The organism is Pseudomonas sp. UC 17F4 (assembly GCF_900101695.1).
Classification (GTDB): Bacteria; Pseudomonadota; Gammaproteobacteria; order Pseudomonadales; family Pseudomonadaceae; genus Aquipseudomonas.
Window position 1 is genome coordinate 3,092,947 of record NZ_FNKV01000001.1, and the last position, 13,910, is coordinate 3,106,856.

General features: G+C 64.3%; 12 protein-coding genes. 4 read left to right on the forward strand and 8 right to left on the reverse strand.

Annotation, left to right across the window (positions count from 1 at the left end; translation table 11 throughout):
- From BLR26_RS14320 to BLR26_RS14340, 5 genes are all read right to left on the reverse strand, one after another.
- Window positions 1–1,287 (reverse strand): ComEC/Rec2 family competence protein, encoded by a 1,287-nt coding sequence (locus BLR26_RS14320; RefSeq protein ID WP_093381590.1) that lies wholly within the window; start codon window positions 1,285–1,287, stop codon window positions 1–3.
- Complete coding sequence (locus BLR26_RS14325; RefSeq protein WP_093381594.1) at window positions 1,284–3,017, reverse strand: gluzincin family metallopeptidase; 1,734 nt, start codon at window positions 3,015–3,017, stop codon at window positions 1,284–1,286. Before BLR26_RS14325 ends, BLR26_RS14320 begins: the two co-directional genes overlap by 4 nt.
- Before the next feature lie 44 nt (window positions 3,018–3,061).
- Window positions 3,062–3,883, reverse strand: coding sequence for a WG repeat-containing protein (locus BLR26_RS14330; RefSeq protein WP_176794246.1), 822 nt, complete (start codon window positions 3,881–3,883; stop codon window positions 3,062–3,064).
- A gap of 77 nt (window positions 3,884–3,960) precedes the next feature.
- Window positions 3,961–4,440, reverse strand: coding sequence for a GNAT family N-acetyltransferase (locus BLR26_RS14335; RefSeq protein ID WP_045195638.1), 480 nt, complete (start codon window positions 4,438–4,440; stop codon window positions 3,961–3,963).
- A 34-nt stretch (window positions 4,441–4,474) separates the two neighbouring features.
- Window positions 4,475–5,686 (reverse strand): multidrug effflux MFS transporter, encoded by a 1,212-nt coding sequence (locus BLR26_RS14340; protein ID WP_093381599.1) that lies wholly within the window; start codon window positions 5,684–5,686, stop codon window positions 4,475–4,477.
- A gap of 90 nt (window positions 5,687–5,776) precedes the next feature.
- Here BLR26_RS14340 and BLR26_RS14345 point away from each other — a divergent pair, with 90 nt between their 5' ends.
- Together BLR26_RS14345 and tam are read left to right on the forward strand one after the other, a co-directional pair.
- The gene (locus tag BLR26_RS14345) at window positions 5,777–7,231 is read left to right on the forward strand and encodes a MocR-like pyridoxine biosynthesis transcription factor PdxR (protein ID WP_093381602.1); all 1,455 of its coding nucleotides are present in this window, start codon (window positions 5,777–5,779) and stop codon (window positions 7,229–7,231) included.
- A gap of 62 nt (window positions 7,232–7,293) precedes the next feature.
- Window positions 7,294–8,058, forward strand: coding sequence for a trans-aconitate 2-methyltransferase (gene tam, locus BLR26_RS14350; RefSeq protein ID WP_093381607.1), 765 nt, complete (start codon window positions 7,294–7,296; stop codon window positions 8,056–8,058).
- Here the strand turns inward: tam and BLR26_RS14355 are convergent.
- Window positions 8,055–8,438, reverse strand: a complete 384-nt coding sequence (locus BLR26_RS14355) for a DUF2784 domain-containing protein (RefSeq protein WP_093381611.1) — start codon at window positions 8,436–8,438, stop codon at window positions 8,055–8,057. The genes tam and BLR26_RS14355 overlap by 4 nt on opposite strands.
- 124 nt (window positions 8,439–8,562) lie before the next feature.
- Between BLR26_RS14355 and BLR26_RS14360 the strand changes: the two genes are divergently transcribed.
- Both BLR26_RS14360 and BLR26_RS14365 read left to right on the forward strand, forming a co-directional pair.
- Window positions 8,563–9,192, forward strand: a complete 630-nt coding sequence (locus tag BLR26_RS14360; protein WP_093381613.1) for a LysE family translocator — start codon at window positions 8,563–8,565, stop codon at window positions 9,190–9,192.
- A 41-nt stretch (window positions 9,193–9,233) separates the two neighbouring features.
- Window positions 9,234–11,141, forward strand: coding sequence for a hypothetical protein (locus BLR26_RS14365; protein ID WP_093381617.1), 1,908 nt, complete (start codon window positions 9,234–9,236; stop codon window positions 11,139–11,141).
- A 56-nt stretch (window positions 11,142–11,197) separates the two neighbouring features.
- Here BLR26_RS14365 and preA read toward each other — a convergent pair whose 3' ends face one another.
- Window positions 11,198–12,475, reverse strand: a complete 1,278-nt coding sequence (gene preA / locus BLR26_RS14370; protein ID WP_093387493.1) for an NAD-dependent dihydropyrimidine dehydrogenase subunit PreA — start codon at window positions 12,473–12,475, stop codon at window positions 11,198–11,200.
- On the reverse strand, window positions 12,472–13,839 hold the full coding sequence (locus tag BLR26_RS14375) for an NAD(P)-dependent oxidoreductase (RefSeq protein WP_093381620.1): 1,368 nt from the start codon (window positions 13,837–13,839) through the stop codon (window positions 12,472–12,474). The genes preA and BLR26_RS14375 overlap by 4 nt, the downstream gene beginning before the upstream one ends.
- Between the last annotated feature and the right edge of the window lie 71 nt (window positions 13,840–13,910).

A 13,910-nucleotide genomic window follows, 5' to 3' on the forward strand; every position in this document is an offset into this window, starting at 1 on the left:
TCAAAAGCTGAACTCGATCTCCTCGTACAAGCTTCCCGGCTCCAAGCCATCGGTGCTGTGCAACTCGCTCTCCTTGCCCAGCGCGTCCAGCAACGGCCGCCTTGGCACTTCGGTGCCGGCCTCGGGGTTGCCGTGCTTGCCGGGCATGGTCGACAGTACGCTGGTCAAGCGTTGTGGCATGCCAGCCTTGCCGCGTTTGTTGAAGCCGCCCCAGAGGCTTTTTGGCGTGGCATTGAGGCTGCCGTGGTGGCCGACCTTGTACAGGTCGACGTCTGCCAGCAACGCGCGAATGTCCGGCTGGCTCAGTGCGTAACTCCAGTTCTCGATCTGCGCATCGCCCGGGAACAGCAGCTTCTTGCCCGCCACCTCGAACAGCAGGATCAGGCTGGTGTTGTTCATTTGCTTGTCCAGCGCAGTGACGATCTGCAGCAACTGCTCGCCACGGGCTTCGCGCACCCGCCGGGCGATCCAGCGGGTGCTCATCGGCAGCTTGCTGCCACGGGTCGCCGGGTAGTCGGCAAAGGGCCCGGGGTCGTCGTCCGGCGCAGTGACCTGGGCATCGACCAGTTGCCGGTGCAGGTGCCAGAACTCGGCCGGGTCACGGCTGCGCTGCTTGCGGATCGAGGCGCTCTGCTCGACCGTGGGCGGGCCGAGAACATGGGTACGCACACCGGGCAACAGTTCGGCCAGGGCATCTTCGCTGCCAAAAAAGGCATAGGCGTTGCGCTTGCCCATGCTCGCCAGGTTGTTCACCGCGCTGGCGTTGGAGATGTTGTCTTCGCCGATAAACCCCAGGCGCCTGGCCAGCTCTGCGGACAACCCATGCTTGCCCTGGTCGAGCAGCTTGACCACGGCGCTGGCCAGGGCATTCATGCTCTTGAGGGTCTGGGCCATGCTGCGCGCGCCGCGCAGGCCCGGTTGCTCGGGGGCAATGGCGTCTTCGGCCAGCTCCAGCTGTTCGGTCCAGGGTTGCAGCACCAGCTCCGGCGCCAGGCTGCGAATCACATCGCCACTGGCGGTGCCGGCGCGATTGCTGGCAAAGCCGCTGATATGGTCGGCGTGCCGGTGGGTGGCGACCACCGCATCGAGCTTGCCCGCGCACTTGGCCTTGATGTCTTCGGCGATTGCCAGCAGGCGCTGGCCCTGGGCAACGCCCTTGGGCATGCCCATGGAGCCGAAGTCGATCAGCACATGGCGGCGTACGTCACCGGGGTAGTTGAAACGCAGCAAAAAGCAGTCGCCAAAACCGACCTGGTAGGCATAGAGGGTCAGGCTGGTCGGTTTCATGCTTGCTCCTCGCGCAATGGGCCGACCTGCCAGGCGCGCTGGCGGTGCAGTTGCGCCAACGGGTTGCGCAGGTCCAGCTCGCTGGTATCGAGACCTGCCAGGTAGCTCAAGCGCCGCAATTGCCACTGGCCGTCGTTGAGCGGGCGCTGGACGTGATACTTGATGCGCCCATACTGGTCGAAAATCAGCGTGCCGGCGCCGTAGACGGTGAGCGCGTCGGTGGTCTTGATCCAGGCCGGGCGCGGGCTGATGTTGCACACGCTCTTGAGCTCGGCGCCAAAGATGTTGGCCTTCATGATGTATTCGCACACGCTCTCGCGCAGCAGCAGGCCGTCGGTGCCCAGGCGGATGCTCGGGCGCACCGACACCACCTCGGTGTAGGCGCGCTCGTCGATGCCCAGCACCGCACGGTTCTCCCAGAGAAAACGGAACACCTCTTCGTCGTCGCGCAGCATCGAGTCGAAGTGGCTGTTGCGGTATTGCACCTGGCCGTTGTCGGCAAAGCCGTGCCAGCAGCCGTCGCTGTCGGTGCGCGCTGGCGGCGGATTGATGCCGAAGGCTTCGAAGGTGGTGCGGATGATCAGCCGGTAGTCGTAGCGCGAATCGTCCGGGGCCACCTGGGCATCGACGGTGAGCAGGGCGGCCAGGTAGTCGCCGAACTCCAGGTCCAGCGGCGGGCAGTAGTCCAGGGCGCGGATGGCGATGGTCAGCAACTGGTCGGCGGCCTTGGCGCCTTCTTCAACCACTTCGCGCAGGTTGTACAGGTTGTCGCCAAAATTGCCCAGCTCGCCCAGGCGCGCCACCCACAGGGCGAGCATGCTCCGAAGCATGGCGGCGGCGAAAACTTCGCCACGGTTGTGGGCTTCGGCGAACTGCTCGTCGCTCAGGTAATCCGCCGACGGCGGCAGCATCACCGAGCGGCGCAGGGCATTGGCGCGCAGGCCTTCGAGTTGCTGGCCGAACTCTTCGCCGATACCGAACAGCAGCGACTCGGCAAGGTTCTGCGGGCTCAGCTGGTCGCCGTTGAGCAGCCGGCGATCGCCCTGTACGGTGAGCTCGATACGCCCGCCATTGGTCAGGGCGTACTCGATGATTTCGCGCAGGGAAAACACCGACAGCAGCGCCACCACGTCGGCAAAGCCTTCGTGGAAGGCTGCCTGATCGGGCCCCGAGGCATTCATGAAGCCGCCGCGCAGGCCGTCGAGAATCGCGTGGGTGGCCTCGTGGGCGACGATGTCGTGGGACAGGCAGGTGAACACGTGCTGGCCGTCGAGGCCCTTGAAATAACCGAACATCAAGGCGCGGTCGGCCCGCGAGTAAAAGGCATTGGCCTCGACGAAAGCATGCGGCACCACATGCAACTGGTGGCCCTCGAAGCCCCAGCCGACCCGGCGCCCCAGGGCCATCTCGAAGCGCGCCAGGGTGCGCATGACCACCGCGTAGACGTGCTGACAGTGGAACGCCGGGTTGCCCAGCAGCGCCTCGCCGGGCTGATCGAAGGGGTCGATCATCGCGCCGCTGGTGGCGTCCTGCTGGTAGGAGTGGGCGTGGTACAGCTGGTTGCGCGAGGCGTCGAAGTCGACCACCTTCAGGCGGTAGCCGGTGGGGCCCAGGCCGAGGGTTTCCAGCGGCACGCTGACCCGGGCGAACAGCAACTGGCCGCGGGCATCACGCACCGCCGGGTCCTGGGCGAGGATGGTGAAGGTCTGGCTATTGGCTTTGACGACCATGGGCAGCACTCCTGTGCACCAGGCTTACATCATTGGAAATACTCTCAGGGTAGCTTCAATGGCTCGTATTCCAAGGGCGTTTCGTTGCCCTTGCGGTCGATCCGGTAGTGCTTGCCGTCGCGTTGTACGATGGCCTGGCCGTCGCGAAAAAAACCGGGTCTGTCATAGATATAGGGCAGGACCACCTTGCCCTTAAGGTCGATAAAGCCCCATTTACCTTCTTTTGCCGCGCTCAGCAGATTGTCGTTGATCAGCCGTCCGCCCCAGGTATTGTAGGCGAAGCCGTCGTATTCGAAAGGCAGCACCACTTTGCCGGATGTGTTCATCAGGCCGCTTTTTTTGCTGGCGCTGTCGTTCAGCAGCACATAGCCCTTCTCGGTAATGGGCCGCGAGCTGAAGCGCAGGGGGATCACCTGCTCGCCCTTGCGGTTGATCATGCCGAACAGGTTGCCTTTGGCGACTACCGCCAGGCCATCCTTGGCGTCGTCGAAACCCTCTACCCAGTCATACTCGAACGGCACCACGGTGCGGCCCCGGGTATCGATGTAGCCACACTCGGAATACGTCAGGCAGACGCCTGCCAGGCCATCGCTGAACGGCCCGGGGCGCTTGTAGAGGGTCGGGATGAGCAACTGCCCCTTGCGGTCCATGTAGCCCCATTTGTTGTTGATGCGAACGGCTGCCATGCCTTCGTGGTAAACCGGTTGCAGCTCGATGGACGGCGCAACGATGACCTTGCCGCTGGGGTCTTTAAGGCCATACAGGTCATTTTCCTTGAAACTGACCGGGTCGGCGGGGGTGGCGCTGCAGGCCGCCAGGGCAGCGCCCAGGCACAGTAACGGGAGGGAGCGAAAGAGGGCCTTCAATTCAGTGCATTCCTTGGCAAGGCGAGGTAAGGGCAAGGCGCGCACCTTAGCCGATCGCGCCGCACTTGCCCAGCCATTCAACCGCGGGCGAAAGCCTCAAGGCCGGCGCCTTCGAGGCGGTAGCGCACCCATTCATCCTGGGGCAGGGCGCCCAGGGATTTATAGAACTGGATGGCCGGCTCGTTCCAGTCGAGCACGCTCCACTCCAGGCGCCCGCAGCCGTTGGCCAGGGCTTCGACGGCGATATGACGCAGCAACTGCTTGCCGGCACCGCCACCGCGTTGCTCGGGGGTGATGTACAGGTCTTCGAGGTAAATGCCGTTGCGCCCCAGCCAGGTCGAGTAGCTGTAGAAGTACACCGCATAGCCAATGGCCTGGCCGTCGCGCTCGCAAATCAGGCTCAGGGCCTTGGCGCCGTCGTCGAACAAGGTGCGTTCGATGTCGGCCCGGGAGGCGATTACTTCGTGGACGGCGCGCTCGTAGTCGGCAAGCTCGGTGATGAAGGCGAGGATCTGGGCGGCGTCTTCGCGCCGCGCGGGGCGGATGGTCAGGCTCATGGCAGGCTTCCGGCGGGTGAGGTAATCGCCCATGTTAGCCGGAACCGGCCTTGAGCGTCATCGCTTCGCTGCGCAGCCATTTGAGCACCAGGGCAAAGGCCAGGCTGGCCAGCGCAGTCATGCCGGCCAGGGGCCCGGCGCTGCCATCGGAGAGCTGGCCGATGACCAGGCTGCACAGTGCAGTGAAGGCCATCTGGATGAAAAAGAACAACCCCGAGGCGCTGCCGGCGATGGCCGCATAAGGCTGCAGCACCGCCCACTGGCAGGCCGGAATGGCCAGGCCCACCGAGAGCATGATCAGCAGCATCGGCAGGACGATCGCCAGCAGCGCGTCGGGCCACAGCCGGGTGGCGAGCATCAGCAGCAGCGCGCCAGCCAGGTTGAGCACCAGGGCCTGGCCGAGCAAGGCATCGGCGCTGTAGCGGCCACTGCGCCGGCGAAACAGCTGCGAGCCTACCAGGTAGCCACCGACGGTGACGGCGAACACCGCGGCGTACTGCGCCGAACTCAGGCCCAGGCGGCGTTGCAGCAGGGTCGAGGACTCGGCGATGAACGGGAAGTAGGTGCAGTAAACGCAGGCAATCGCCAGTGAATAGCGCATGAAGTAGCCGTCACCGAGCAGGCGCAGGTAGACCTTCAGCACCGGTTGCTGACGCTGCCCGTCCACTTGCGGCGGGCGGGTTTCCGGCAGGCGCTGGGCGATCAGCAGCAGGTTCAGGGCAGCGCTCAAGGTCAGCAGCAGGAAGATCCAGCGCCAGCCCAGGCCGGTTTCGATCAGGCTGCCCAGCACGGGCGCGATCATCGGCGACAGCGCCATACCCATCGACAGGTAGCCGAGCAACTGGCCCTGCTGCTGGCGGTCGAAGTGATCACGCACCATCACCCGGCCAATCACCGCCCCGCAGCAACCGCCCAGGGCCTGGAACAGGCGCGCGGCAATCAGCCCCTCGACACTGCTGGCCAGGCTGCAGGCAAGGCTTGCCAGCAGGTAGATCGTGCCGCCGAGCAGCAACAGCGGGCGGCGGCCAAAACGGTCGCACAGCGGGCCGCTGATCAGCATGCTCAGGGCGTAGCCGAGCATGTACAGGGTCAGGGTCAGGTGCAACTGAGCGTCGCTGGCGTGCAGGGCGATGGCGATGTCGGGCAGGGCGGGCAGGTAGATGTCCAGGGCCACCCGCGGCAGGCAGACAATCATCAGCAGCAATAGAAGCCAGGTTCGCGGGCCGGGCGAGGAGGGGGTGGGCATTGAACGGTTCCTTGTGATCGATGCGCAGACCTTAGCGGCCAATGTGGTTTAATCGGCAGCGCCATTAAGAACAAACCTGATTGGACCACTATGCGCACAGGCAAAGCCGCCATCGCCCTCGATCTCCCGCTGCCCACGGCATTGGCCCAGGGCAAGCAGCAAGGCGCCTATGCCGCCCTGCGCGATGCGATCCTCGACAAGCGCCTGGCGGCCGGCAGCCGCTTGCCCTCGACGCGCACCCTGGCCGAGCGTTGGCAGCTGTCGCGGGGCACCCTGGAGCTGGTGTTCGAGCGTCTGCGCGATGAGGGCTATGTCAACCGGGTGGCCGGCTCCGGTACCCGGGTGTGTGCAGTGGTGCCTGACGCCTTTATCGCTGCTGGCAGTGAGCCGGCAGCGGCGCCGGCGTGCCAGCCGCTCAGCGCACCGAGCACGGCCAGCGGCGCCGGTGTGCAGGTGGGTGTGCCGTTTGTCGCGCGCCTGGCCGACCCGGCGCTGTTCCCGCTCAAGGCCTGGTCCCAGGCGCTGGCCAAGGCCCTGGCGACAGCGCCGGCAGCCTTGCTCAGCTCGCCGGATGCGGCCGGGCTGCCGGCCCTGCGCGAGCAGATCGCCGACTACCTGCGCCGCTATCGCGGCATCCGCTGCACTGCCCAGGACTTGATCGTCACCAGCGGCATCCGCCAGTGCATCGACCTGTTGGCGCGCAGTGTGATTCGCCCGGGCGACAAGGCCTGTGTCGAAGACCCCGGCTACCGCACCGCCAGGTCGCTGTTTGCGCGGGCCGGGGCGCAGGTGGTGGCGGTGCCGGTAACCGCCGAGGGCATCGACGCGCAAGCGCTTGAGCGTCACCTGGATGCCCGCCTGGCCTGCGTGACCCCGGCGCACCAGTCGCCGTTGGGCGTGACCCTGTCGGTGTCGCGGCGGCTGATGCTGCTGGACTGGGCCAAGCGTGCCGAGGCGTGGATCGTCGAAGACGACTACGACAGTGAATTCAACTACAACAACGCACCGCTGCCGGCGCTCAAGGCGCTGGATCACGGCGACCGGGTGATCTACTGCGGCAGTTTCAACAAGACCCTGTTCGCCGGCCTGCGCGTGGGTTTCATGCTGGTGCCGGCGAGCCTGCGCGCACCGTTGCTGGCGACCCTGCAGGGCACCGGCGGCGCGGTCGGGGTTACCGAGCAACTGGGCCTGGCCGAGTACCTGGCCAATGGCAGCTTCGTACGCTACCTGAGGCAGGCGCGCCAGGCCTATCAGCAGCGCCGCGACCTGCTGCTCGCCTGCCTGGCCGAGCATGCGCCGGGCTGTTATGAGGTCAGCGGCCAGCAAGCCGGTTTGCACTTTGTCCTGTGGTTGCCGGTAGGGGCGGATGAGCAGGATTTTTGCCAGCGCGCCGCCGACCAGGGCCTGCAACTGCAACCGATCGGCAGCTTCTGCCAGCAGGTGCAACTGCGGCCTGCGGTGATGATCGGCTTCACCGCCCTGAGCGATGCGCAGCTGCGTTTTGCCGGGCGCAAACTGGCGGCGCTGCTGTACGAGGTTTCTTAATCGGCGGGTAACCGGCATGCTAGGACACGCTCGATTTCCCAAGGCCACTAAAGGAACCTGCGATGACCTGGTCAGCTGCGCAATACAGCACCTTCGAGAACGAACGCACGCGCCCGGTGCGCGACCTGGTGGCGGCGCTGCCCAACCACACAGTCGCCAGCGCCGTGGACCTGGGCTGCGGCCCGGGCAACTCCACGCAAGTGCTCGCCAGCCGCTATCCCGAGGCGCAGGTGACCGGCCTGGACAGCAGCGAAGACATGATCGCCGCCGCCCGCCAGCGTTTGCCGCAGCTGGCCTTCGAAGTGGCTGATATCGCTAGCTGGAGCGTCGATGAGGGTGTCGATGTGATCCTCGCCAACGCCTCGCTGCAATGGCTGCCCGACCACGCGCTGCTGTACCCGCAGCTGGTACGTCAACTGAGGGCCGGTGGCAGCCTGGCGATCCAGACCCCGGACAACCTCGACGAACCGGCCCACCGCCAGCTTCGCGAGATCGCCAAACTGGGCAGCTGGGCCAGCAAGGTCGGTGACCTGAAACTGCCGCCACGGCACACTGCGGCCTATTACTACGATGTGCTCAGCCCCCATTGCCGGCGCGTGGACGTCTGGCGCACCACTTATTACCACCCGCTGGCAGGCGGCGCGCCGGCGGTAGTGGAGTGGTTCAAGGGCTCGGCATTGCGGCCGTATCTGGCGGCGCTGGATGCCCAGGAGCAGGCAGATTTTCTGCAGTATTACCTGCAGGCGATGGAGCAGGCGTATCCGCCTGCCGCCGATGGCACGGTGTTGCTGCCGTTCCCGCGCCTGTTTATCGTTGCTACACGCTAGGCAATGCGCTGCTGACGCCGCGCCTGCCACTGGCGCATTACGCGCAGGTAGACCAGGCCGTTGACCAGCACCACCACCGAGCCGAGCACCAGCTGGATGCCAGGCGTCAGCCCCGCCGGGTAGATGATCGGCCAAATGTAGTGCTCGATGAAACCGCCTTCATAACCGGCCAGGCCCGAGGCTTGGCGCAGGCGGTTTTCCCACTCGGTGAGCGGGCAGGTGAGGTGCAAGAACTCCACGGCCATGCCCCAGCTCATCGCCGGCAGATGCCACCACATCGCACCGCGCCATTTGAGCACCAGCAAACCGCCAAACAGCACGAAGACAATGAACAACAAGTGAAACAGCACCAGACCATCGGCGCCCAGGCGGTAAAGCATGACGATTCCTTCCTCGCGGGGATATTCCTGTAACCGTCATGATATAGGCATTCGCGGGATGGCACGATTGCCATGATCAGTCTGGCCGAGGCATGCTTGGGCCTTTCTGCCCGCGGAGCCCGCCATGGAAGCCTCGACCCTGCTGCTCTACGTTATCGCCGCCAGCGCGGTGATGATCACCCCCGGCCCGGCGATGCTGCTGGCCCTTAACAATGGCGCTTCCCACGGCATGCGCGTGGCCGGTTTCGGCATGGCCGGGGCGATGCTCTCCGACCTGGTGTTGATTGCGGCGGTGGGCTGTGGCCTGGGGGCGTTGCTGCAGGCTTCGGAGCAGCTGTTCAGCGTGGTCAAGTGGGTGGGCGCGGTGTACCTGCTGTACCTGGCCTGGGTGCTCTGGCGGGCGCCGAGCGGGGCCTTGCAACGTAGTACGGTGAGCGCTGGCGCCACGGGGCGTTCGGCCTTCTTGCGGGCCTTGTTCGTCGGCTTGTCCAACCCCAAGGGCTTGCTGTTCTTCTCGGCGTTCCTGCCGCAGTTCATTCGCCCCGAGCAACCGGTGGCCGAGCAGTACCTAGTGCTGGCGATCACCAGCGCGGCGATCGACGGGCTGATGATGGCCGTCTACGCCTATGGCGGGCGGCACGCCATGCGGCGCTTTTCGGCGCGCACCATGCAGTGGATCAACCGCAGTTGCGCCGGCATGCTGGCGGCGCTGGCAGTGGGCTTGAGCCTGTACCGGCGCAGTGATCTACGCTGAAACCGCGGTACCCCACTTGAACCGAATCTACAGGAACCACCATGAATGGACTCACGGTAGTGAGCGCTCAGGCGTTGTGGCGCGAGCTGCTCAGTGGCGCAGGTATTGAACTGAAGCTGAAGCGGCGTCCGGGGCGTGATGTACAGTTTGACCATCAGGTACAGCAGGCGCTGCTGGCGTCGGTACCTTCACTGGTTGCTCACCCATCGGTGGAGGCCCTGTTGAAGGCAGATGCGCGCAGTGGTTTGGCTCAGGTCAGCGTCGAGACCTTGCTGGTGGCCGTACTGACCTCCCAGCGCGATTTCGGTGTGATGATGAAGGATATCCTGCAGACCTTGGCCCTGGCTGAGGCGCAGGGGCAGCAGCCGCTGAGCGTGTCTTTTCGCTTCAAGAATGTGAGCAATCCTATCAAGTCGACGCTGGAGGCATTTCGTCAGAGTGTTGAGCGGCTGGAAAGGGTATTGGTTTCGCGGTATGAGTTAGCTTCGGCCGTTCAGCTCTGGGAATTAAGGAATAGCTTGAAATCGTTTGTGCCGGGGGTCGGCAGCACGAAATGCGAGGGGTTTCCCCAGGTGCTGCCTATGCCGGCTACTCAGCATGCCGAATTTGATCATGTAGTGCTGCGTCTTGCGCAATTGCTGAATGATCTTAGAAGCTGGTGTGGGAGCATGGCTTCAAGCAGGGATGGTCTAATGGCCTCTCGGTTGCCCAGCTTGTCAGAAGTGGATCGTGCACGGATCTCGGCAACCCACGATCAGGTAGATGCCGGAATCGAGTTCTACCTCAGGTCGATTGTCGAGGGAGTCCGCCAGGGCAGGCTCGCCCCCCAGGATATTGTGGCGAGCGTCACACCAACACTCGACGCACTGACAACACGCGAGCAATGGGTCGATCGCACCCGCAAGGAGTTGCTTGACCTGCTCAACCTGCCGTTATGGCGCAAGCGCCACGAGCTCTATTCCGTATGGGTTGGCAGCGTTCTGCTGCAAACTGCAGCGCGGCGTACCGAAAGCCTGCAATTCCATCCCGATGCAAATGGGGTCTTGTCTTTCGCGTTTGGGGGTAGCCGGCTGGCGTCTTACCAGTGGCAGGGTGAGCAGTATGATGTCTGGGCAGAGTTGCGCTCCGACCTGATAGGGACCAGTAAAAAACGCAAAGTCGGTATTCAACCGGACTTTCGCATCCTGCGCGTCGATTCTGCCGGCGACCGTAACAGCAACACCCGTTTTGTCCTTGAGTGCAAACATTACCTGAACGCCAGCCGCGGCAACTTTACCGTTGCCGCCGATGACTATGCGCGCAGTTGTCCGCAGGCGGATGTGTTCGTGGTCAATCACGGTCCGGCAGATCACGCCGCTCTTGTGGCGGCCAATGAAGTCCTGGCAGTCAGCCGCATTCGTTACATCGGCGAAGCGACTGCAGAAATGGAGCGTCTACAGCCGAAGCTGGCCACCCAGATCGAAAACGCACTATTCGTTGAAACGCTTGACGTTGCTGCACAAACACTAACAAAAGACACTGGCCCTCAACTTACAAGCGGCCGGGCAGGAAAAGTATGCCTGAGCTGGAGCGCCGCACTCGGAGATCTGGATGTCGCCCTGAACATGCCGCAGGCGTCGCTTAATGAACAGCCAAGCGTGAGTTACGCAAACAGGGGCGATCTGGAAAGGTCGCCTTACGCCCGTCTTGTCCAGGATGTAATGACGGGCCCGGGAATGGAGGTCATCGATATCTCTTATTGGTACTACAGGCGCTACGATATCGTGGTAACCAACTATTCCAAGGTTGGCGAGCTCACCGCCGAACATGTCTGCTGCACAGTCACACTGGGCACGAATGTACACACGTTTTATCCCAAGCCTGTTCAGCTCGAAGCCAACCGGTGGCAGGTTGGCCGAATTGAGCTGATCAACGGCAAGCCTACGTTGTTTGAGTTCGAGCCCGAGTAGCCTTGTGAGCAAGGCGACCTTGGCGCTTTGCAGCGCCAAGGTCGTAACCTTATGCCTCAGGACGCTTCGCGATAGGGGTTGCGCGGGTCATGCAGCCAGTCGAGGAACGGCTTGCCAGTGTCCTGCGGGACCATCTCGATGCAGTCCTGTACCGGGCAGGTGATCTGGCACAGGTTGCAGCCCACGCATTCGGCGTCGATCACCTCGTAGCGGTGGCTGCCGTCGGTCTGCTTGAGGTTGGCGATGGCCTGGTGCGAGGTGTCTTCGCAGGCGATGTGGCAGCGCCCGCAACCGATGCACGCCGCCTGGTCGATCCTGGCCACCACCTGGTAGTTGATGTCTAGGTACTTCCAGTCGGTGGTGTGGCCCACGGCGCGGCCCTGGAACTCCTTGAGGCTGCGGTAGCCCTGGCTGTCCATCCAGCGCGAGAGGCCATCCTTCATCTCGTCGACGATGCGAAAGCCATGCAGCATCGCCGCCGTGCACACCTGCACCGCGCCGCAGCCGAGGGCGACGAACTCGGCGGCGTCACGCCAGCTGCCGATGCCGCCAATACCGCAGATCGGCAGGCCGTGGGTGGCCGGGTCGCGGGCGATTTCGGCAACCATGTTCAGGGCGATCGGCTTGACCGCCGAGCCGCAATAGCCGCCATGGGTGCTCATGTCGCCGACAATGGGGTGGGCAACCATGCGTTCGAGGTCGACGCTGGTGATCGAGTTGATGGTATTGATCAGCGACACCGCGTCGGCGCCACCACGATGGGCGGCGCGGGCCGACTGGCGGATGTCGGTGATGTTCGGTGTCAGCTTGACGATCACCGGCAGCGAGCAGTACGTCTTGCACCAGCGGGTGACCTGTTCGACGTACTCCGGCACCTGGCCGACCGCCGCGCCCATGCCGCGTTCGGGCATGCCGTGGGGGCAGCCGAAGTTGAGCTCGATGCCGTCGGCGCCAGTGGCTTCGACCAGCGGCAAAATGGCTTTCCAGGATTCTTCGACGCAGGGCACCATCAGCGAGACGATCAGTGCGCGGTCTGGCCAGTCCTTCTTCACCTGGGTGATTTCGCGCAGGTTGATTTCCAGCGAACGGTCGGTGATCAGCTCGATGTTGTTGATGCCCATGACCTCGCGGTTGGCCCCGTAATGCGCCGAGTAACGCGACGAGACGTTGACTGCGGCGGGGTCTTCGCCCAGGGTTTTCCAGACCACGCCACCCCAGCCGGCCTGGTAGGCACGGACCACGTTGTAAGCCTTGTCGGTGGGCGGTGCGGAGGCCAGCCAGAACGGGTTGGGCGCCTTGATGCCAGCGAATTCGATCGACAGGTCAGCCATTATGCAGCCTCCACATTGAGCATCAGGTGCGCATGCATGGCCTCGGCGGCCAGCTTGCCGTGCTGCACGGCCTGGACGGTAAGGTCCTGGCCGAGCTGGGTGCAGTCGCCGCCGGCATACACGCCGGGCAGGCTGGTGCGCAGCTGCTCGTCGACGCGAATGCGCTCGCCCTCGCGGGCCAGCTGCTGGCCGCTGCTGTCGCTCAAGGCGCTGGCATCGAAGGCCTGGCCGATGGCTTTGAAGATCGCGTCGGCAGCGAGTTCGAAGGTCTCGCCGGTTGGCTGCAGGCGGCCATCGCTTAACTGCGTGCGGGCAAAGCGCATGCCGCGCACCCGGCCCTGATCGTCGAGCAGCACTTGTTCGGGCTGGGCCCAGGTCAGCAGGCGTACCTGGTTGTCCTTGGCGATGTGTTGCTCGTGCGCGGTGGCGCCCATGTCCTCGACGCCACGGCGATACACCAGGTTGACGTCGCGGGCACCGAGGCGGGCCATTTGCACGGCCATGTCGATGGCGGTATTGCCGGCGCCGAGGACGATGCAACGGTCGGCCACCGGCAAGGCGCTGAGGTCATCGGCCTGGCGCAGTTCGCGGATGAACTCGGTGGCGGCGAGCATGCCCGGCGCTACCTCGTTGGCCAGGCCCAGCTGGCGCACGGCATTCAGGCCCAGGCCGAGGAACACCGCGTCGAACTGCTGTTGCAGCTCGGCCAGGCTGAGGTTGTCGCCCAGCACCTGGCCGTGACGAATCTCGATGCCGCCGATCTGCAGGACAAAGTCCAGCTCGCGCTGGGCGAAATCGTCGACCAGCTTGTACTTGGCGATCCCGTATTCATTGAGGCCGCCGGCTTTGTCCCGGGCTTCGAAGATCACCACGTCATGGCCGTGCCAGGCCAGGCGGTGGGCGCACGACAGCCCCGCCGGGCCGGCGCCGACCACGGCAATGCGTTTGCCGGTGCTGGCGGCGCGCTGGAACGGGTGTTGGGCAAACTCGGCATGGTCCACGGCATAGCGCTGCAACAGGCCGATCAGCACCGGCGCGCACTCCTGGTGGTTGTTGCGCACGCAGGCCTGCTGGCAGAGGATCTCGGTGGGGCACACCCGCGCGCAACTGCCGCCGAGGATGTTGGCCGAGAGAATTTTCTGCGCCGCGCCCTGGACGTTCTCCTGGTGGATGTTGCGGATGAACGAGGGGATGTCGATCTCGCTGGGGCAGGCGTTGACGCAAGGCGCGTCGTAGCAATACAGGCAGCGTGAGGCTTCAAGCGCGGCCTGGCGGGCGTTCAACGCTGGCGCCAGGTCGCTGAAGTGTTCGGCGAGGGTGGCGTTGTTCTCGGACGGTCGGGGGAGGTGGTTGAGGGAATCGATCACGGTGGGTTCCTCATTTTTTTATTTTTTTTGGGGAAGGCTTTGCCTTCCATCGCGGGTCAAGTCGGTGCGGC

What these genes read in the sequence shown, in the direction of transcription:
- BLR26_RS14320 (WP_093381590.1), bottom strand. Translation starts at nt 1,287, where the DNA reads ATGAAACCGACCAGCCTGACCCTCTATGCCTACCAGGTCGGTTTTGGC.
- BLR26_RS14325 (WP_093381594.1), bottom strand. Translation starts at nt 3,017, where the DNA reads ATGGTCGTCAAAGCCAATAGCCAGACCTTCACCATCCTCGCCCAGGAC.
- BLR26_RS14335 (WP_045195638.1), bottom strand. Translation starts at nt 4,440, where the DNA reads ATGAGCCTGACCATCCGCCCCGCGCGGCGCGAAGACGCCGCCCAGATC.
- BLR26_RS14340 (WP_093381599.1), bottom strand. Translation starts at nt 5,686, where the DNA reads ATGCCCACCCCCTCCTCGCCCGGCCCGCGAACCTGGCTTCTATTGCTG.
- BLR26_RS14345 (WP_093381602.1), top strand. Translation starts at nt 5,777, where the DNA reads ATGCGCACAGGCAAAGCCGCCATCGCCCTCGATCTCCCGCTGCCCACG.
- tam (WP_093381607.1), top strand. Translation starts at nt 7,294, where the DNA reads ATGACCTGGTCAGCTGCGCAATACAGCACCTTCGAGAACGAACGCACG.
- BLR26_RS14355 (WP_093381611.1), bottom strand. Translation starts at nt 8,438, where the DNA reads ATGCTTTACCGCCTGGGCGCCGATGGTCTGGTGCTGTTTCACTTGTTG.
- BLR26_RS14360 (WP_093381613.1), top strand. Translation starts at nt 8,563, where the DNA reads ATGGAAGCCTCGACCCTGCTGCTCTACGTTATCGCCGCCAGCGCGGTG.
- BLR26_RS14365 (WP_093381617.1), top strand. Translation starts at nt 9,234, where the DNA reads ATGAATGGACTCACGGTAGTGAGCGCTCAGGCGTTGTGGCGCGAGCTG.